General features: G+C 50.9%; 20 protein-coding genes. 2 read left to right on the top strand and 18 right to left on the bottom strand.

Features of this window, described 5'->3' with window-relative positions; translation table 11 throughout:
• Positions 1 to 183: 183 nt before the first annotated feature.
• The 3 genes from J7L64_05720 to rnhC are packed head-to-tail and all read right to left on the bottom strand — an operon-like array spanning position 184 to position 2,439.
• A complete protein-coding gene (locus J7L64_05720; protein MCD6451841.1) occupies positions 184 to 714 on the bottom strand; it encodes an NTPase in 531 nt (176 codons plus the stop codon).
• A 7-nt stretch (positions 715 to 721) separates the two neighbouring features.
• Positions 722 to 1,792 carry a D-alanine--D-alanine ligase gene (locus J7L64_05725; protein ID MCD6451842.1) on the bottom strand — a complete coding sequence of 357 codons (1,071 nt, stop codon included), beginning with the start codon at positions 1,790 to 1,792 and terminating at the stop codon, positions 722 to 724.
• On the bottom strand, positions 1,789 to 2,439 hold the full coding sequence (rnhC, locus tag J7L64_05730; GenBank protein MCD6451843.1) for a ribonuclease HIII: 651 nt from the start codon (positions 2,437 to 2,439) through the stop codon (positions 1,789 to 1,791). The genes J7L64_05725 and rnhC overlap by 4 nt, the downstream gene beginning before the upstream one ends.
• 112 nt (positions 2,440 to 2,551) lie before the next feature.
• On the opposite strand from rnhC, the gene J7L64_05735 reads away from it, so the two are divergent.
• A complete protein-coding gene (locus J7L64_05735) occupies positions 2,552 to 2,953 on the top strand; it encodes a hypothetical protein (protein ID MCD6451844.1) in 402 nt (133 codons plus the stop codon).
• A 24-nt stretch (positions 2,954 to 2,977) separates the two neighbouring features.
• On the opposite strand, the gene J7L64_05740 is transcribed toward J7L64_05735, so the two are convergent.
• Positions 2,978 to 4,129, bottom strand: a complete 1,152-nt coding sequence (locus J7L64_05740; GenBank protein ID MCD6451845.1) for a DUF1565 domain-containing protein — start codon at positions 4,127 to 4,129, stop codon at positions 2,978 to 2,980.
• A 98-nt stretch (positions 4,130 to 4,227) separates the two neighbouring features.
• A complete protein-coding gene (locus J7L64_05745; protein MCD6451846.1) occupies positions 4,228 to 6,318 on the bottom strand; it encodes a DUF4910 domain-containing protein in 2,091 nt (696 codons plus the stop codon).
• A 120-nt stretch (positions 6,319 to 6,438) separates the two neighbouring features.
• On the opposite strand from J7L64_05745, the gene J7L64_05750 reads away from it, so the two are divergent.
• Positions 6,439 to 6,948, top strand: a complete 510-nt coding sequence (locus J7L64_05750) for a type II secretion system protein (GenBank protein ID MCD6451847.1) — start codon at positions 6,439 to 6,441, stop codon at positions 6,946 to 6,948.
• Here the strand turns inward: J7L64_05750 and speB are convergent.
• From speB to J7L64_05815, 13 genes are all read right to left on the bottom strand, one after another.
• Positions 6,921 to 7,814, bottom strand: a complete 894-nt coding sequence (gene speB, locus J7L64_05755; GenBank protein ID MCD6451848.1) for an agmatinase — start codon at positions 7,812 to 7,814, stop codon at positions 6,921 to 6,923. The genes J7L64_05750 and speB overlap by 28 nt on opposite strands.
• Positions 7,807 to 8,850, bottom strand: coding sequence for a deoxyhypusine synthase (locus tag J7L64_05760; GenBank protein ID MCD6451849.1), 1,044 nt, complete (start codon positions 8,848 to 8,850; stop codon positions 7,807 to 7,809). Before J7L64_05760 ends, speB begins: the two co-directional genes overlap by 8 nt.
• Before the next feature lie 15 nt (positions 8,851 to 8,865).
• Complete coding sequence (locus J7L64_05765) at positions 8,866 to 9,414, bottom strand: arginine decarboxylase, pyruvoyl-dependent (GenBank protein ID MCD6451850.1); 549 nt, start codon at positions 9,412 to 9,414, stop codon at positions 8,866 to 8,868.
• Between the two features lie 105 nt (positions 9,415 to 9,519).
• Positions 9,520 to 11,034: a GWxTD domain-containing protein gene (locus J7L64_05770; GenBank protein MCD6451851.1), complete on the bottom strand. Its 1,515-nt coding sequence runs from the start codon at positions 11,032 to 11,034 to the stop codon at positions 9,520 to 9,522.
• A 185-nt stretch (positions 11,035 to 11,219) separates the two neighbouring features.
• Entirely contained in the window at positions 11,220 to 12,482 is a 1,263-nt protein-coding gene (locus J7L64_05775; protein MCD6451852.1) for an ABC transporter permease, read from the bottom strand.
• Complete coding sequence (locus J7L64_05780) at positions 12,479 to 13,378, bottom strand: ATP-binding cassette domain-containing protein (GenBank protein ID MCD6451853.1); 900 nt, start codon at positions 13,376 to 13,378, stop codon at positions 12,479 to 12,481. The genes J7L64_05775 and J7L64_05780 overlap by 4 nt, the downstream gene beginning before the upstream one ends.
• 130 nt (positions 13,379 to 13,508) lie before the next feature.
• On the bottom strand, positions 13,509 to 14,552 hold the full coding sequence (gene ruvB / locus J7L64_05785) for a Holliday junction branch migration DNA helicase RuvB (GenBank protein MCD6451854.1): 1,044 nt from the start codon (positions 14,550 to 14,552) through the stop codon (positions 13,509 to 13,511).
• Positions 14,549 to 15,160, bottom strand: a complete 612-nt coding sequence (gene ruvA / locus J7L64_05790; protein ID MCD6451855.1) for a Holliday junction branch migration protein RuvA — start codon at positions 15,158 to 15,160, stop codon at positions 14,549 to 14,551. The genes ruvB and ruvA overlap by 4 nt, the downstream gene beginning before the upstream one ends.
• The gene (gene ruvC / locus J7L64_05795) at positions 15,157 to 15,657 is read right to left on the bottom strand and encodes a crossover junction endodeoxyribonuclease RuvC (protein ID MCD6451856.1); all 501 of its coding nucleotides are present in this window, start codon (positions 15,655 to 15,657) and stop codon (positions 15,157 to 15,159) included. The genes ruvA and ruvC overlap by 4 nt, the downstream gene beginning before the upstream one ends.
• 18 nt (positions 15,658 to 15,675) lie before the next feature.
• Positions 15,676 to 16,419 carry a YebC/PmpR family DNA-binding transcriptional regulator gene (locus J7L64_05800; protein MCD6451857.1) on the bottom strand — a complete coding sequence of 248 codons (744 nt, stop codon included), beginning with the start codon at positions 16,417 to 16,419 and terminating at the stop codon, positions 15,676 to 15,678.
• Between the two features lie 85 nt (positions 16,420 to 16,504).
• Positions 16,505 to 17,239, bottom strand: a complete 735-nt coding sequence (locus J7L64_05805) for a hypothetical protein (protein ID MCD6451858.1) — start codon at positions 17,237 to 17,239, stop codon at positions 16,505 to 16,507.
• 92 nt (positions 17,240 to 17,331) lie between these two features.
• Entirely contained in the window at positions 17,332 to 17,703 is a 372-nt protein-coding gene (locus J7L64_05810) for a hypothetical protein (GenBank protein ID MCD6451859.1), read from the bottom strand.
• A gap of 77 nt (positions 17,704 to 17,780) precedes the next feature.
• Positions 17,781 to 18,533 carry a 2-phosphosulfolactate phosphatase gene (locus J7L64_05815; protein ID MCD6451860.1) on the bottom strand — a complete coding sequence of 251 codons (753 nt, stop codon included), beginning with the start codon at positions 18,531 to 18,533 and terminating at the stop codon, positions 17,781 to 17,783.
• Position 18,534 lies beyond the last annotated feature (1 nt).

An 18,534-nucleotide genomic window follows, 5' to 3' on the forward strand; every position in this document is an offset into this window, starting at 1 on the left:
GGATAGGGGTTCTTCTTTTTTCCATTTTCTTTTCCCCTCGTTTTTTATGATAGGGCAGGATTTCCCTATTGTCAAGATAATTTTTTTAATTTTTTATTATTTTGAGAAAAATTTTTTCAAAATAGGGGGAACCAAAACAACAGAAGAACACAAGATCAAAAGCATTGAATGAAGATAGTAAAACTACTTCAAGATAAGAGCCTTCACCCTCTCAGAAATGGAGGTGGGAAGCTCATCCCGGTTTCCTGGAGAGACCTTATAGATCACCACATCATCCCTTCCCCTTACCCAGTTGAGAAAAGGATGGCGACTTATCTGGATGGTGGCAAGAACGGGGATCTCCGAATCGAGTGCCCTTATCACCTCGCTCCTGAAGGCGGAAGAGAAACACTCCATCTTAGCTATTTCATCTATCACGATGAGTTCTATCCCCTCCTCGGGCGAAATAGAAGGGGCGGCGATCTCTTCAATATCCTTAATGTTTACTCGATAGCGGGCTACCCGGGGACCGCTTTTCAGGTTGATATGGGCGAGTACCCCCTCTCTACCGTCAAGGGTGGTGAGGGAAAAACCAACCCTTTCCCCTCCCTCCTTTGTCTCCTGCGAGAGGAACCCTTTTGCCCGAATCTCCGGGATGAGCTCAAGGATCTTCTTCACCAAGGTGGTTTTTCCTACCCTGGGTGGACCGGTAATTAGGATGTTTTTCTTTTCCATTTTTAGGTCATCTCTTACGATACCAGTCCTCAGGTGGAGTGATGGTATATCTCAATCTCTTTCTCATATTGTAGCGCTCGATCCCCAAGGTGATCAGCCGATCGATCAGTTCGGGGTAAGGGATACCGCTTAGGGCGAGGAGCTTCGGGTACATACTTATCTCAGTGAAGCCGGGCATCGTATTCAGCTCGCTTAGGTAGAGTTTGCCATTTTCCTTATCGAGGAGGAAATCCACCCGGGCGAGCCCAGCGCAGTCTATCAGCTTATAGGCAGTTCTTGCGATCTTCCGCACCTCTTCTATCTTCTCTTTGGGTAGTTTAGCAGGGATCTCGAACTTCGTCTTTCCCCCGATATATTTATCGTAGTAATCGTAAAACTCCCTTTCTGGGATCACCTCTCCGGGAGGGGAGACTATCAACTCCTCGTTCCCCAGGACAGAGCACTCTATCTCCCGTGCCGGTATCCCCTTCTCGATCAAAACCTTGAAGTCGAACTCAAAGGCGAGCTTTATCGCCGGGGCAAGATCACCACGCGTTTTCACCTTGGTGATGCCGACGCTCGAGCCGAGCGCCGACGGCTTGACAAAGCAAGGATAACCGAGTGCTCCCTCTATCTCGTCAAGAGCCCTATCGAGTTCCTCCTCCCACCGGGAACGGGATAAGACGATGTGGGGTACCACCGGGAGCCCGGCGTCGCGGAAGAGCCTTTTTGCCGTTGCCTTGTCCATCGCTATTGCCGAGGCAAGCACTCCGGCACCGACATAGGGGAGATTGAGCATCTCAAAAAGCCCCTGGATCGTCCCATCTTCCCCAAAGGGACCATGTAGTACCGGGAAGGCGACATCAAGCGATAGAAGGACCTCCGGGGGGAAAGATGTGGGGTTCTTCGGTGTTCCTCCCTTTAAATCAGCCAGAGGTTTTCCCTCTACCACCCATCGTCCATCCTTGGTGATGCCTATCTCCACCACCTCGTATTTTCTTTTGTCGATGGCGTTTATGATGGAGGAGGCAGAGACAAGCGATACCTCGTGCTCCCCGCTTTTCCCACCGAATATGACCCCGACCCTTATCTTCTTCATTCTTCGTCCTTTAAGATGGCTTCGGTGATCTTGAAGTGTAATTTCGCTACCTCGGAGAGCTCCTTTTTCCCATATTTCTTTAGGAATTCCTTCCCCGCCTCTACCACCTTCCCTGAAGCCCCTTTTGGTAGCTCAATATCGTATTTTTCGCCAAGGGAGGAAAGTCTCCTTATGAACTCTGCCCGGGCGAGGATAGAGGCTGCCGCTACTGCGATGTCTTCCTCCGCCTTATGTCTCTGTTCTAAATGGATGTTCCTCCCCTTTGTCAGGAGGGCGGATTCGATGTAGCTCACATCCCCAAACTGGTCACTTACCGCCCGTTCCGCGGGGATCTTCTCAAGGATGTTCTCTATCGCCCGGGCATGAGCCCAGGCAAGTAAGCGGTTTAGATTTTTGAATCTCTGGTAGAGCTCGTTGTACCTCTTAGGACCTATCGCTACCACCGAATAAGGAGCTCTCTTTTTTATGAGTGAGGCGAGGGATAACGCTCGGGAATCGGAGAGCCTCTTTGAATCCTTTACTCCAGCTGAGGAGAGTTGCTCCGCGAGCTCGGAGGTGAGATAAACAGCAGCAGCGACCAGGGGTCCGAAGTAATCCCCCTTTCCCGATTCATCGGTTCCTATCCAGCCGGTTTCCTTTTTGCTCATCCCCAATCTTCCTAAGAAGTAGTTGTAGCATAAAGACTATCCCGATGTCAAAGAGGGAAGCATCCCCATTGAACTCCCTTTCTCTCTGTTATAAAATTAAAACAGAAGGGCGATGCACAAAAGGGGAGTTGTTCTATTCTTCGTGCTTCTGTTCGTTTTCGTATCCCTGTTTTCCCTTGCTCAGGCGAGGGAAAAGAAAAAAGAGAAGAGGGAAGTACTGCTTCCCCTTCCCCCTGCTTGGCATTTTGCCCGCTTTCAGTTTTCTAAAACGAAAAAAGGGAAGAACGGACTTTCCCTTCTCTTTATCTATGATCATTCAGAAGGGTTTTCAGAACGCTTCTCTCTTGCTTCCCTCAAAAAGCCCCCAGAGATAAAGGTGGGTAAAATGAGATTTCCTTTTTCCGCCCAGGTCAATTGTTTCGGCACCGGTTCCCCTTGGGTGGACCTGATCGTTGGTCCTCAGTTCAGTATGAGCTACGATCCGGTACGCCGCAAATTCTGGTGGGAGCCTTGATAATTTACCCCGTTAAATCCCTTTTTATTTGACCCTCATCCTAAGCGGTGGATAATAGCGTTCGTCGGTGAACGGGCGATACCGGGCTAATAGGAGCTCAGATTGTAGATGCCTGATCTTTGGCTCAAACGAGCGGGAGAGATAGATCGCCGAAACAGGAAGATCCCCCCGGAATAGGGAGCGGAAGAAGTTTCCAAACAGGGAAGAGATGGAGAGCAATCTCGGCTTCATCCTGAGGGAGACGAATGAAGTGGTGGTAAGGAATGGCTGAAAGTCAACCGCACCATGGGCTGGGTCTTCGTCATCGTCATATATGTCCTGGCTGTCTATTTCCGAGGCGGTGGCATGATCCCAGCGGTTGTTCTCCGCCTTGATTGTATTTGCAGTACCATTGTAGAAATCGCGGTTATTATTACTTCCCTGGATGGTGTTATGCCCTATGCTTCCCTGAGAACCACCACCGACATCGGGGTTGGCGGAGCCGTGGCAGGATATTCCTCTATCTGTGTTATTTCTTATTATGCAACCCTGGATTCTGGGGGAAGCGCCAGAACAGTCTATCCCGGCAAAGTTGTTTTGAGAAGTAACCTCAGTTACTAATGGCGATGCCCCTGAGCGGAGGTACAGCCCTATGGAACTGTTGTTCTCAATCAAAACCCCCGAGATCTCTCCCCCAGAGTAGGTCTGTATTCCATAATTGTTGTCTTTGATCACATTCCGCCCAATGGTGAGGGTGGAGGCTTGGGAGTAAATACCACTAGCGCCAGAGCCGATGCCATTCTTGATGGTGAACCCCCGGATGTCGGAGCCATCCGCATCCGTGGTAAAGGTAACCACCGTCCCCTCTTTCTTCCCATCGATGATGGTGGTGTTCCTCTCCTCACCGACAAGATAGAGCTGTTTGTCCACCGTTATCCTCTCCTGATATGTACCCACTGATACATCGATATGTTGCCCTTCACTTGCTGCATCTATCGCCTCCTGGATGGTGTCGAACCCCTCTCCCGTCTCCCTTATTACCACCGGCTTTTCGACCACACTACTGGTGCTACTGCTGGTTGTGGTCGTAGAGGTGCTGGTAGTAGTGCTGGTAGTAGGAGCAGAAGGAGAGCTTTGCTTGCAGGAGATGAGAAGCAAGATAACAAAAAGAAAAAGGAAAAAATACACTCTCTTCATTATCTTAATCTCCTTTTTGTTTCCCACAGTCAAATAGCAGTATATAATTTTCTCCTCCTTTTTTCAAACAAAATATACCTTTTTCTAAAAGATGTATTTTATTTAGTTTTGAGCTTCACGAGTTTCAACTTCGCCAAATCGGTGAGAAAACGCTTGACGAAGGAGATATCGGTCTCCCCGAACTCGGCAGAGACGGCGTTTCTTATGAAGAGGAGACTCCGTTTCCCGTTTATGAAGTTCAGTATCTCATACATCTTGGCGCTCATCTTCCCGTCTTTCATCCGGTATTCCCGATAGAAGCGGTATTCTTCAGGAGGGAGATTTTCCTCGAGGAAGTAGTAGGGAAGGGGACCGCGGAATAGCCTTACCGGGATTATCCTTTTCGCCTCCTTTTCCTCTTTGGTTGAGGTGTATCTCGCCGTTTTTATATTATTCAGTACGCATACGGTGCGATAGGCGGTATCGAGCCGTTCCTTCTGCCACCCTACCCAGAGGTGGAAGGTGGGGATTATCTTCTCCACCATCATCCTCGCTCTTTCTGAGCAGGTGAGAGTGGAGGCAGATTTTATCGTTTCCTCCTCCTTCATCCCTCTAAATTCGATCCGATTTACAAGCTGGTGGTAGATCCTCGCCAGCTCCTCAGGTGATGGCTTTTTCCTTCCCGCGGTAAATAGCTCCGTTATCGCCTCACCGGTTGCTTTGGCGAGGCGGGCTGCTCCCTGCTCACTTATGTAATGGGCGAGGGCGAGTGCCTCGGTGTCGCCAGCGTTCGCTATGAAGTAGGCGGATAAGGTGGAGGCAGCTCCTACCCGTTTGAGCTCGGTTGGGTCCACCATCTCCACGGTATCCATACTTGAATGATGGAAGGGATCCCGGGCATGCCCCAGCATCACCGTGGGAACGCCGATAGTGGGATCGGATAGGGGCTCGTGGTCACTTCCGCCGTAGTATTCCGAGATACGATAATTCATCGGTAGCCTTGAACCACGAGGGGAAAAGAGGGAAGTAGCATCAGCCAGGGAAAAGGCGTAAGCTACCACATCGTTTACATAGCTCGGTGCGGAGAAAGGCGTTTCGGTGAGGACGAGGATGGAACCCGTTTTTCCCAGATCCTCCCCCACCATATCGAGGTTGAGCCCCGCTATCCCCTTCTTGCCAAACTCCGGATGTTTTGCCAGATAAGCCATTGTGCCGTGGTATTCGGGCACCCAGAGGAAGCGGATCGTCCTTCTCGGTCTTTCTATCTCGCCCCTATTGATTAAGGCGATCAGGGTCCGGGCGACCTCAAGCATCGAGGCTGAGCCAGAGGCGTTATCGTTTGCCCCGGGGCGGTAGTGGTCGAGATGACCTATCACTATCACCTCTTTATCGGGAAGCTCCCTTCCTTTGATGATTCCGGTTACTACAGGCATCTTCCCATCGAATAGCTCGGCATCTACCTTGGCGTGAAGGACTACTCTTTTGCCGGAGGCGAGGAGTCTCCTTATCTCCCGCGCTTCCCTTTCCGAAAGGGCGAAGCCAAAGCCCGCTTTCGCTCGCTCCTCGCCTTTTGGCATAAGCCGGTGCATCTCGAAGAGATCGGGGAAGGTCAGCCTATCCTCCCTTCCCGAGGGAGCACAGACCACCCCTACCGCTCCCCGCCTTATCACCGCCTCTCGATGGACAGTCCCCCCAGGACCGGTGGCGAGGACGATCTTCCCCTTCACATCCTTTCCCTCATAGTCGGAGGGTGATGTCCCCCTGCCCACATCGATGAGTTCAGCGGTCACATCCGCCTTGTTGCTGTAAGGCATTAGGGAGACCGCGATGTCGGAGAAGCGACAAAGTAGCTTCTCATAAGGTTTCACCATTCTGAACTCCGCCCCTTTAACCCGCCAACCGACCGGAGAGCGCCAGCGGAGGTAGGTCTTGTAGCCATCGGCTAAGAAGTACTCTACCTTTACCTCCTCAAGCCCATACTCCTTAGCCCGGGCGACGACATAATTGACGGCGGCATCGTACTCCGGTCCTCCCCCTCGGATGCGGTGGTAGAGGCTTATGTTGAGCACATGGTATTTGGCGAGCTCACCTGAGTACTCCTCGGCTATCTTCTTCCACAGCTCCCCCTCGATCAGTTTTCCCTGAAACCCGATGAGGGAAAAGGGAAGGAGAATAAGGAGAAAAGCGGAAAGAAGAGATACCCTTTTCATCTTTCTCTCCTTGTTTGGATTAATAATTAAGTTAGAGGAATGTTATAGCACAAACCACCTTCGGGGTAAAGAGGGAGTTGGTTGACAAGAAAAGAGAGATGAGCTAACCTCTTAATTACGATGGAGAAAGAAAAAGGCTATACTTTAGCTGCTTTGATGGTCATCGTAGGGGTGATATGTGTCCTCGTGGCGGTAGCTTTGCCCCTGTGGAGCAGGATCATTACCCGGGAGCGGGAGGAAGAGCTTATCTTCCGGGGAGAGGCGTATAGGAAGGCGATAGTCCGCTTTTGGCGGAAGAATGGGAGGTTACCCTTCACCCTCGATGAGCTTGTATCCTCTAAAGCACTCCGTCGCCTTTATCCCGACCCGATGACCAAGGATGGGAAGTGGGATGTCATCTATTACACTCCCACCGGGCTGATCCGGGGAGCCGAGGATAAATCGCCATTACAGAGCAAAGGCATCATCGGAGTGGCGAGCAGATCGAAGAAGCGTTCGGTGCGGATATATAAGGGGAAGAATCACTACAACGAATGGATATTTATCGCTGCTGAAACTGGTCTTCCTACTATAAGGAAAAAGGGGAAGGCTCCTTTTCCCTCTCAGCTCTCTCCTAAGAAGAAGGAATAACCGATAAGTTTGTAGATGAGCCTTGCTGCGGTAAAGCTTGAAGAGGCGGTAGACTCTCCCCTTGGGTTTAATTCCACGAAGTCGAAGCCGACGATCCTTTTTCTTTCCGCTACCTTGCGGAGGAGGAGGAGGACCTCGTACCAGGAAAGCCCTCCAGGCTCAGGGGAAGAGACAGCTGGGATCACCCCAGGATCGAAGCAATCGGCATCTATGGTGATATAGACCTTATCCTTGAGGCTTTCTACCACTTCTTCCACCCAATCCTCTTTCCTTGCGCCCACTATATCCTTTGCCCAGAAGACCCTGGTGTTTAACTTGGGGAGTGCCTTCGCTTCTTCAGAGGAAAGGCTTCTTATCCCTACCTGAACCAGGGGACATAGCTCTACCACCCGACGCATCACCGAAGCGTGACTGAAGGGGGTATCGTAATACCTATCCCTGAGATCGGCGTGAGCATCGAGCTGGAGGACGGAGAGCTCAGCATATACCTCGTTATGGGCGCGGATCAGGGGGTAGGATATGGAATGTTCCCCGCCGAGTCCTACCACAAACTTCCCATCGGAAAGAAGCGTCTGCGCTCTTTTGTATACCGCCTCGATCATTGCCCTTGGACCCTCGGCTATCGGCTCCGCTTCAGGGAGGGTGTGGATACCGACATCAGCGGGAGTCTTCTCGAGCTCCTCATCGTAGAGCTCCATAAACCGGGAAGCTTCAATTATCTCCCTTGGAGCAAATCTTGAACCCGGAAGGTAGGATGAGGTGAATTCGTAGGGTATGGGAAAGATCACCACCCGGGAACGCTGATAATCGGAAAGCTCCCGAGGAAGGGCGGCGAAATTTCCCGGGAGAAAAGAGAGCTCAGCCATTATTGTAAACGACCTTCGTCTTCATTCCGAACTCGAATCTGGGGAAATTTCTCTTCTTCCTGTTTTCGGGATGGGCCGTTGCCAATGCGTGGGCGATGATGGGAAGAGCGATGGTTCCGTCACAGTAGACCGATACCTTGTCCGCGTCCTTAGCTATTTTTCCCCAGCTGACCGCTTCGGAGAAGGTGCAACCGGAGAGCCCTCCCCAATGGGGTGGGTCAGCTACTATCTGAACGGCGTATTTATGGCCCGGGGTTGGTCCATCGCCCATATAATTTGCGGTTACCTCGGTCTGTTGGATGAAGTTCTTCGGCGTGCCTCCGCCGATATAGATCACCCCTGTTTCCTTCGAATTCTTGGCTATCTCCGCCGTCTCCACCACATCCCTTATCACATCGAATACGACATCGAGCGTTCCCCGGAAGCGGTTTAGAGCGATCTCTATCCCGATTGAGGAATCACCGATGGCAGGGCAGTAGATGGGAACCCCCGCCTCGTATGCGGAACGAACAATCCCTTCCTCCACGCCTTTTTTCGCAAGGTACTCCCCAAGACGATAAAAATACTCTCTGGTGGTGATCGGTTTTCCCTGAGGAAGGGTGGCGCTGAAGGTTTTTATTTCTTCATCGGTAGCCAGGAATTCCTTCTCCCGGGCGAAGGTATCATAGATTCGGTCGATCCCCTCCTCCCGAAGGAGTTCATCGTCTACATTGGGTGAGCCGAGATAATGATATCGCCCCAAGGTCTCGTGGATGTCGTGGAAGAGATTGGCACCGGTTGAGACGAGACAATCTATAAATCTATTCTTTACCAGGAAGGATATAACCCGCCTCATCCCCGCAGGAACCATTGCCCCAGCCAAGCCGAAGAAGATAGTCGTCTCTCCGGAAAGCATCTTCTCCCAGACGCGAAAAGCAGTAGCTAAGTTTCTTCCCTGAAACGATATCTCCTCCATTCTCCTTAAGAGATCCGCTACATTAGCCCCCTCCTTCACCTCGATGGGATGGGTAGGAGTGAGCTTGAATCTTTCCTCCATTTCCTCCTCCTTCAGTCAGATGAAGATGCAGGCGGCGATTACCGTGGTCCAGAGGCCATTTTTGTCGCCCACCGCGGTTTGAGTTATACTTCTCGTACGAACCACTTTATCTGAGATGAGATAGATCTCCTTTTTTTCATCCCAGCTTTTGTCCGGATCGAAGGGGAGACCCAGGGTTGTTGCCAACATCTCTGCTGCTAACTCCTCGGCACAGTCGCTTGCCACCCTATCCTTCTCCCCGAAGCTATGGTGCTCTGATATGTAGCCGTAGAGGTTTTTGTTTTTAGGCCTCGCTAATCCTATGGAGGCAGCGACTAAACGATGGGGCTCGTTGGTGGAGTTCTCTGCCATCACACAATAAAGGATTTGTCCCGGTTTTAGGAGTTTTAATCCTTTTTCTTTGGAGATTAATTCACAGCCTGGTGGGAAGATGCTAGATACCTTAACAAGGTTGCAATGGGCGATACCCGCAGACCTCAGGGCAAGCTCGAAGGAGGTTAGCCTTTGGCGATGCCTGCCCACACCCTTGGTGAGAAAAGCCTTCTTCGGTATGTAACCGTTCATTTGATTTTAGCGGTAGCTCCTCACTCATAAAAGCCTTTCTTTAAGGTTAACTTGAGAGTAATAAAAGTAGCACAAGGAACGAGGAATGTCAATCCGTTTTTCCCCTTATTTTATAACGAAATCTATCCTCCCTGAAGCAGAGCTTTTACCCACTTTATCCTGCACCAGCACCTGGAGGGTGTAGTTCCCGGGTTGGAAATGGCGCAGTCGAAAACGGGTGAGCACGCTTCGGTTCCTCTGGGAAGATGAGGGGAGGAAATAGGCAGGTGCTTTGGAGTAAAACCTCCCATTCCGGAAAAATATGTAATCGATACGGCAGGATGTCTTCCCCGTTTTTTTGTTTAAACGAAGATTGTAGATCTCGTAGAATAGGTTTAATTCACCTCGAGAGTAGAAGATCCTTCGCAGATTGGGGACAATCCTATAGTTGGAAAGAGTAAATGGTTCGTTTCTCTCCCCTTCTTCTCTGAGCACCTTTATCTCCTTTGCCTCCCGGCTAAGGATGAGACTGCTTATGGCAAGTTTTCCGTTAGAAAAATCCGGTACACTTAATCCTTCTTCCGTCTGATATATCAATCGATTGGAAAGGCAGTCTTTTACTAAAAGAAGTATCTTATACCGCCCTGGTGGGAGAACGAGAGGGAATTGAACATAGAGGAGTTCATCCGTCAAATTGCGGAACCTCCTTAGTGAAAGCCCGTAGGAGATCTTTACCCCATCCTCTGCTTTGATCTTCCCCCTTTTATCTCTCACCAAAAGGCGAATATCGAGAGTGGCGTAATTCATCCTTCCCCTCAGTTTATAGAGAGAATCGCGGTAATAGACGCCAACAGTGATCGGGGCTAGAGAGAGTTTCCTTCTTAGTTGGAAGGTAGCCTTTTCAAGTAAGGGTTTTACCGATGATGGTTGATAAGGAGGAGAGAGAAGTTTGCCCAATGGCAGAGGGAAAGGCAAGGTCAACCGGCTTATGTGAATTTCGCTCGCAATCCTTCGTTCTTCGTAAACTCGGTTGATTAAGGATGGATTTATTACTCCTCTTCGCGGGTAATGAGTTAATTTTATGCCCCGCCATTTGCTTCCGATCGAAAGTAAATCCTCTGAAAAAGCATTTTTTAGTGAGAGGAGCCGTTTCTTTGTTATGGAAGGGAGGGTTAATGTTCCAGTGCCAGAGGGATCGAAAAAGCTAAAAGCGAGATGGTTGTATCCCCCAATTGTAGTCCGATAAATCCACACCTCTTTCGGAGCGTTAGACCCTGCTTTGGGGTTTTTCTCCACCTCACTCGGGGGACCAAGGAGGATATATACCAGACCTTTATCCGTTTTCCATCCAGGAAGTCCCTTCCTACTGAAATAGCGGTTGGCGAAGGATATCCTTTTTTCTACTTCCAGTTTAAACTCGTTTATCGCCGTGGTTAGATCGGGGTCGTGAAGCCACCAGAATTCTTTGAGGAATCGGTCCCTTTCTGTCTTTAGAGTGAGGGAGGAGAATATCTTCTGCTCCGTTTCGGTAAAGAAATAGAAAGCAGGGTGAGAAGGGAACTTCTTTATCCTCTTTCCCTGAGAAAGAAGGGGAAAGATAATAAAAGGAGCAATAACAATGAATAAAACCCTTTTCCACATTGGATCTTCCGCCTGCTCCCGTTATAACAGAAGAGAGAGAAGCTAACTGTAATATAGAAAACAATTTCAATATTATTATGCCATTAATTATACACTGAAACACTCCTTAAGGGAAGAAGGAAGGGAGTTAATCCGATATCAAGGGCTTAAAAAGAAGAAATGCGATATTTTCTGATCATTTTCTTCTAACGGCTGTAGCGGAACCAGCGGATTACCTCAACTAAACTTGGTCTCTTCCCGTACATCAATATCCCCACCCGGAATATCTTGGCTACCAGCTTTATCATAAGGAAGATGGTAGCTATCAGGAGCCCGATGGAAAGAAGCACCTGCCAGAGCGGAGGCATCACCGTGCTTACCCTCATAAACATAACCATAGGGGAGAAAAAGGGAATGATGGAAAGGGCGACGGTTGTTGGGGTGCTTGGGTTCTGGATTAAGAAGGGAGCGATTATCATCGGGACTATGAGAAAGCCGATGACGAGGGACTGAAGCTGCTGCGCATCCTCCATCGTTCGGCAGAGGGCGCCTATCCCGGCATACAGTGTGGCAAAGAGGAAGTAGCCCAGGATGAAGAAGATGACGAAGAAAACGATGGTTGTCGCCGATATTAAGGCGGTGCCCGGTGCGATCAAACCAGCACCGAACTTGATGATGAGAAGCCCTGCAAGCCCCCAGACCAGATACTGGGTGAGCCCCACTGCCCCTACGCCGAGGACCTTCCCCATCATCAGCTGGTTGGGATTGACCGAGGAAAGGAGTATCTCCACCACCCGGTTCGATTTCTCTTCGATGATCCCTCGCATTATGGCGACCCCGTACATTAGTATGGTCATATAGAGGATCACCACGAAGATCATCGTCCCAACGTATTCACTGGCAAACGAGCTCTTCTTCTCCTTCCCCTTGGCTATCTTTATCGTCTTGAGGTCAACCCGGGCCATCAATTTCTTGATCTTCGCCGAGTCCAAGCCCTCCTTTTTCAACCTCTCTTCCGATACTATCTCGTTCAAGGCGGTGGCGATCCTTCTTATTTCGGCTATGTTGCTCACATTCCGGGCGTAGTATTCCGCTTTTCCCCGCTCTATTATGTCCGCAGGGATAATCATATAGGCATCGAGCCTTTTTTTATCTATGTCCTTGGCTAAAGATTTCTTCACTGAAGAAAGCTCCTCTGCCCTTGCCGGTACCAGGGAGAGTTGGTATTTCCTTTTCCCTCCTTTTATCTTCTCGTCAAGAGCCTTGTAAAGGGGCTGATAGATCTTCCCTGAAAGATCGACGACCGCTATCTTCCGTTCCTTTCCCACCGACATAGTGGTAAGGTATCCAGGAAGGATGATCAATCCCGCCATAAGGATGGGACCGAGAAGGGTACTTATGATGAAACTCTTTCTCCTCACCCGTTCGAAGTATTCTCGCCATATTATCTGAAGTGTCTTCTCCATCATCCCTCTCCTTTCACCTGGTCGATGAATATATCGGTTAGCGACGGCTCGACCAGCTCAAACCGGTTAATGGTGAGCCGAGAGACCGCTTCCTTAAGGATCGCATTGGGATCGGTTCCTTTTTTCAGGGTAAGCTCAACATAGTTCCCGTAATCGTTCACCTTCGCTACCCCGGGAAGCGATTTGAGAAATTCACCATTACCGGTAAAGGACATCACCACCGTATTCTTTCCGTAGCGTTTCTTTATCTCATGAAGGGGACCGTCGAGCACCTTTTTCCCCTTATTTATAAGGAAGATGTTATGACACATTCGTTCTACCTGCTCCATCTGATGGGTGGAGAAGATGACCGTAGCCCCTTCCCGATTGAGCTCCAGGATGATGTCTTTTAGCAGGTTGGTGTTTACCGGATCGAGGCCTGCAAATGGCTCGTCGAGTATTAGAAGCTCCGGCCTGTTGATCACCGTGGCTACGAACTGAAGCTTCTGCTGCATTCCCTTCGAGAGCTCTTCCACCTTCTTCTCCTTGTAATCGCTAAGCTCCACTCGATAAAGCCAGTAGTCCACCGCCTCTTTCGCCTCTTTGGAGGGAAGAGATTTCAGCCGGGCGAGATAGTAGAGGAGTTCTCCTATCTTCATCTTGGTGTAGAGACCTCTTTCCTCGGGAAGGTAGCCGATGCGATCCTTTATCCGGTCGGTTAGTGGTTCGCCGAAGACCAATATCTCCCCAGAATCGGGCGCGATGATGTCCAATGCCATCCTGATGGTGGTGGTCTTCCCTGCCCCATTCGGTCCCAAGAAACCGTAGATGGAGCCCTCTTCCACCGTTAGGGAGACCCGATCCACGGCGAGGAATTGGTCGTAGCTCTTTGATACCTCTCTTATCTCCAAGACTGTCATCTGCCACCTCGCTTTTCTTTCAACCCATCCCTCTTCTCATAAATCATATACGCTGATTTTTATACTTTGTTCAAGAAATTTTACACCTTTGGTTAAAAACAGTAAAGGGAGCGTATTGAAGACTTCGGGGTCAAGAAGATCCGAAGTCAAGGGTGGGGGCGTCGATGCCGAAGTGACGATAGGCTAACGGGGTGGCTTTCCTTCCCCTCGGAGTGCGATCGAGGAACCCTATCTGGAGGAGGAACGGTTCGTGGATGTCCTCGATGGCATCTTTCTCCTCGCCGATCGCCGCCGCCAAGGTGTTCAGTCCCACTGGTCCCCCGTTGAACTTCTTTATTATGGTCAGGAGTATCCTCCTATCTATCTCATCGAAGCCGTAGCTATCCACCTGGAGTAGCTCAAGGGAGGAAAGTGCCACCTTATGGGTTATCCTTCCCTCCGCCCTTACCTGGGCGTAATCCCTTATCCTCCTTAAGAGGCGATTGGCTATCCTCGGGGTACCCCGAGACCTTCTGGCTATCTCCCCTATCGCCTTTTCCTCTATCTCTACCTTAAGTAGCCTTGCCGAACGGCGGATGATGGCGGATAGCTCCTCCGGGGTATAGAAGTCAAGCCGATGGACGATGCCGAACCTTCCCCTTAAGGGCGAGGTGAGAAGCCCGGTCCTGGTGGTTGCCCCGACCAGGGTGAATCGGGGAAGGGTTAGTTTCACCGTGCGGGCGCTTGGTCCCTGCCCGATGACCAGATCGAGCCGATATTCCTCCATCGCCGGGTAGAGGATCTCCTCGATGACCCGGCTTAGGCGGTGAATCTCATCGATGAAGAGGACCTCGTGCTCGGAGAGGTTGGTGAGAATGGCGGCTAAATCTCCCTGTCGTTCGATGGCGGGTCCAGAGGTCGCCCTTATCCCCACCCCGAGTTCGTTGGCGATGATGTGCGCCAGGGTGGTTTTGCCCAGCCCCGGAGGACCGGATATCAGCACATGGTCGAGCGGTTCCCCCCTTTTTTTCGCCGCCTCGATCGCTACCTTGAGGTTTTCCTTTATCCTCTCCTGCCCCACGAACTCGGAGAGGCTCTTCGGACGGAGGGTGGTCTCGAAGCTTTTATCGTCGCCGATCGGCTCTACCGAGGTAACCTCCTCTTCCCTTTCTTCCCTTTTTTCATCCTCGGTCATATTCTTCCCCTCCCGAGTACCCTTAACGCCTCCCGAAGCAGAGCCTCAAGGGGAGCATCCCCTCCATATTTCTTTAACGCCGCCTCAGCCGCCTCAGCTGCTTCCCCCCGCCGGTAGCCGAGGTTTATCAAGGCAGAGACTATCTCCCCTTTGGTTTTGGCATAGGGAATGCTCATTGTGCTGACACCCACCTCTTTCTCCACCAGGTCCCGCATCTTGTCCTTGAGCTCGAGGAGGACTCGTTCCGCCGTCTTCCTCCCGATCCCGGGTATGGCAGATAAGCGGAACACATCTTGATCTCGAACCGCAGAAAGTAGCTCAGGGACAGGAACACCGGAGAGGATGATGAGAGCCACTCGAGGACCAACTCCGGAGATGCTGAGCAGACGGGAGAATACCTCCCGCTCCACCTCGGTGAGGAAACCGTAAAGGGAGAGTTCATCCTCGCGGACATAGGTGTAGATATGAAGCGCTACCTTTCCTCCCTCCTCCGGCAGTTCGTAGAAGGTAGAAAGGGGAATGCGGACCTCATAACCCACCCCTCCTACATCGAGGATGAGCTGGTTCGGCTCCTTCTTGGCGATGGTTCCGGAAAGACGGGCGATCATAGCCTTTCCCCCTCGATGAGCCGTTTCAGACGGAGGGAGTGGGCATGGCAGATAGCGAGGGCTAAGGCATCGGTGGCATCGGGTGAGGAGGGCGGAGGATCGATCGATAAGAGAGCGCTTACCATCTGCTTCACCTGGTCTTTCCCCGCCCTTCCATAGCCCACCACCGCGCTTTTCACCTCGAGTGGGCTATATTCGAATAGAGGAACCCCTGAGCTCGCAACGGCAAAAAGGATTCCTCCCCTTACCTGGCCAAGTTTTATCGCCGTTTTCGCGTTTTTGGCGTAGAAGAGATCCTCAAGTGCCACCGCCTCCGGCTGATATTTTGATATTAGTTCCTCTATCTTTCTTGTTATCAGGAGGATTTTCTCGGGAAAGGAGGCTTTTGCCGGAGGGACGATCGCCCCACAGGTGATAAAGGCAAGCTCCTCCCCTACCAAATCCACAATGCCATAGCCGGTCTTGAGGGAGCCGGGGTCTATACCCAATATCCGCAACTTATCACCGCCTCACAATCAACTTGGCAGATCCGCCTCATCTATATCGAAATTCGCCCACACCTTTTGGACATCATCGAGCTCCTCAAGCCCCTCGAGGAGGCTGAGGAGCTGGCGTACCTTGCTTCCCGTTACCTTCACCGTATTTTTGGGTAGCATCGCAACTTCGGCAACCGCCACCTCCACGCCATTTGTCCGGAGTGCTTCTGCCACCTGATCCAGGCTTTCAGGCGGGGTGATTATCTCATAGTTCGAGGCGTCGTCCCGCATATCTTCCGCCCCTGCTTCGAGGACTATCTCCATAAGTTTGTCCTCGCTTTCCACCTTATCCTTGGGGATCACGATGTATCCCTTCTTCTCAAACATCCAGGAGACGCAACCGTTTTCTCCTAAATTGCCGGCGTGTTTGCTGAAAAGGTGGCGTACTTCAGCGGTTGTCCGATTGCGGTTGTCGGTTAATGCCTGGACGAGCACCGCCACCCCACCAGGACCGTAGCCCTCATAGACCACCTCGGTGTAGCTGGTTCCCGGGAGCTCTCCAGTGCCCCGCATAATCGCCCGCTTGATATTCTCCGCTGGCATATTTGCCGCTTTTGCCTCCGCAATCGCCTGGCGGAGCCTGGGGTTTGCGTCCGGGTTCCCCCCACCGAGACGGGCAGCTACCGTTATCTCCCGGATCAATTTGGTGAAGATCTTGCCCCTCTTTGCATCCTCTTTTGCCTTTTTATGTTTTATTTGCGCCCATTTAGAATGGCCTGCCATATCTCTACCCCTTATATTGCGGAAGCGATACCATTATCAGATTTCTTTTTTATCTTAACCCCTTTTCTCCAAGTTGACAAGACCTCTAAAGAGCTGAGATTATGGCGGAAACCGCCTGAGAGAGGGGGGAGGAAAGCCTTATCCCCCGAAGCCATATGGAGAAGAGGTAGAATAGGGAAAAGGGATTAAGGAAGATAAGGGCACGGCTTAACCCCTTCTTTGAATGGTAGAGGGAAAGTACCGGCTTTAGGTCCTCCTTGGCGCTGTCCGAGACGATCCTTATTATCAAAAAGGGGATGTTGAAGCTCATCGCTGCTTTAGCCACCGCGGTATCCTCCATATCGACTATGGAGAGTTGGGGAAACCTCCTGAAGAAGGAGAGCTTCTCCTCGGAGGAAAGAAGGAGGGTATCAAGGGTTATCGAGCTTCCTACCGTGAATGGGATGTTTCTGTCAACGAGAGCCTTTTCGGCAAGCTTTATGAGCGACCCCTGGACGGTGAAGACAGGGTTCAGGTTCCCTTCAGCTGAAAGGGAGAAACCCCCATCGACCAAGACCAACTCGCCGACAGGGAGATCCGGAGATAGCCCGCCAGCAAGACCAGCGAGGATGAGAAGGCGAGGCTTAATCCGGGGGAGAAGGGCAGATACCGTTTTCTCCGCCACCTCAGGTCCCACCCCAACAGGGAGGAAAGCTACCTGCTTTTCCCAAAGTTCTCCAAAGACGATTTCACCCTCTTTCCGTTTTGAGCTAAGTCTTCTTTCAAGGGGGTAGAGCTCACCGCGGAACGCTGACGAGCAGAGGATTGGGTCATTTTTCATCGGGAATTCCTTTTTTCCTCGGCGTTGGTTTAAAAAAATAAACCCCCCTCTTCGCTCAAATGTAAAAAGAGGGGGTGGGGAAGATGTACCCTCTATTTCACATACTCGAAGAAGGCTTTGTAGATCTTGTCCCCCCAGAGGAGCTGGATGCGGAACAGGGGGTTGTTATCCTTCGTCATCGTGGTCTGCATCAGTATGGGGGCAGGGTACCGCTTCTTCGCCTGAACCACGATGGCGAGCTCCTTCACCAGTACTTCGTCCTTTTTCTTTATCACCAGATAGGGCTTCCCCTCCTCTTCGATTAAGGAGAGGGTATAGATCCCCTGGGAGATGGTCTTGCCCTGATAGACGATATCCCTTTTCAGCTTAAACTTCCAGCTCCCCGTTTTAGCGAGCACTACCGGGGAGATAACGAGTGAAACCCCTACTACTAAAACCATCAAGAGGTGAAACCTTTTTTTCATCTTTTCTCTCCTCTTCAAGCTTTTTTACATTTTAACCGAGAAGGTAAAATTTTTTCAAGAAAAATTCCTAATTCGGTTTACTTTCCCCTTTTTGGGGAAAGTTTTGCCCCCTTCCTTCCGGTATCAAGGGCGATGAATTCCACGACCAAAGGTACAATGCGGGTGATATTCAGCTGGGAAGAGTAGGCGATATCGGCGGTAAATCCAATTGAGGCGAGCTTCTTTCCGTTTTCCGTCTCCCTAAATAGTTTTTCGATGCCAAGCTTCTCGATCCGTTCAAGATGATCGGCGAAGGGAGGAGTGATCGCTTCCCCCAACTCCTTTAGAATGACCACCGAGGCGATTATATCCTCCTCGGCGATGAAGCTTTCGTCGGTGTAAAGGCAAGCAGGGATGATTATGATGTCCTTCTTCCCCTTTTTAGCTAAGGTGGAGGCAACACCTGCGACTGCGCTTGCGTTTATTACGCTTCCTACCAGGATGGATGACGCCCCTTCCGCCTCAATTATCCTTCTTCCCCCGGATGTGGAGGTAAAGATCACCCTTCTTCCCGATAGGGGAAAGGAGGCTGCCTCTGCCGGGCTATTTCCCAGGTCGAAGCCAGCCACCTTGATGAAATTTCGCTCGCCGGCGAGGACTGCATCGGGATATTCTTCCTTCAATAGGGAGGCGTCCTCCACCTCGGAGACTACGATCACCTCATAAGCACCCCCGGAGAAGAATGAGGTGATGGTGGCACTTGCCCTTAGCGCATCGACAATTATGGCGATACCCCTTCTCCGTGCCGCCTCGAGACACCCCTTTTTCCCTCTGATTATCTCTATCGCCACT

Source organism: Acidobacteriota bacterium (genome assembly GCA_021161905.1).
GTDB lineage: Bacteria > Acidobacteriota > B3-B38 > Guanabaribacteriales > JAGGZT01 > JAGGZT01.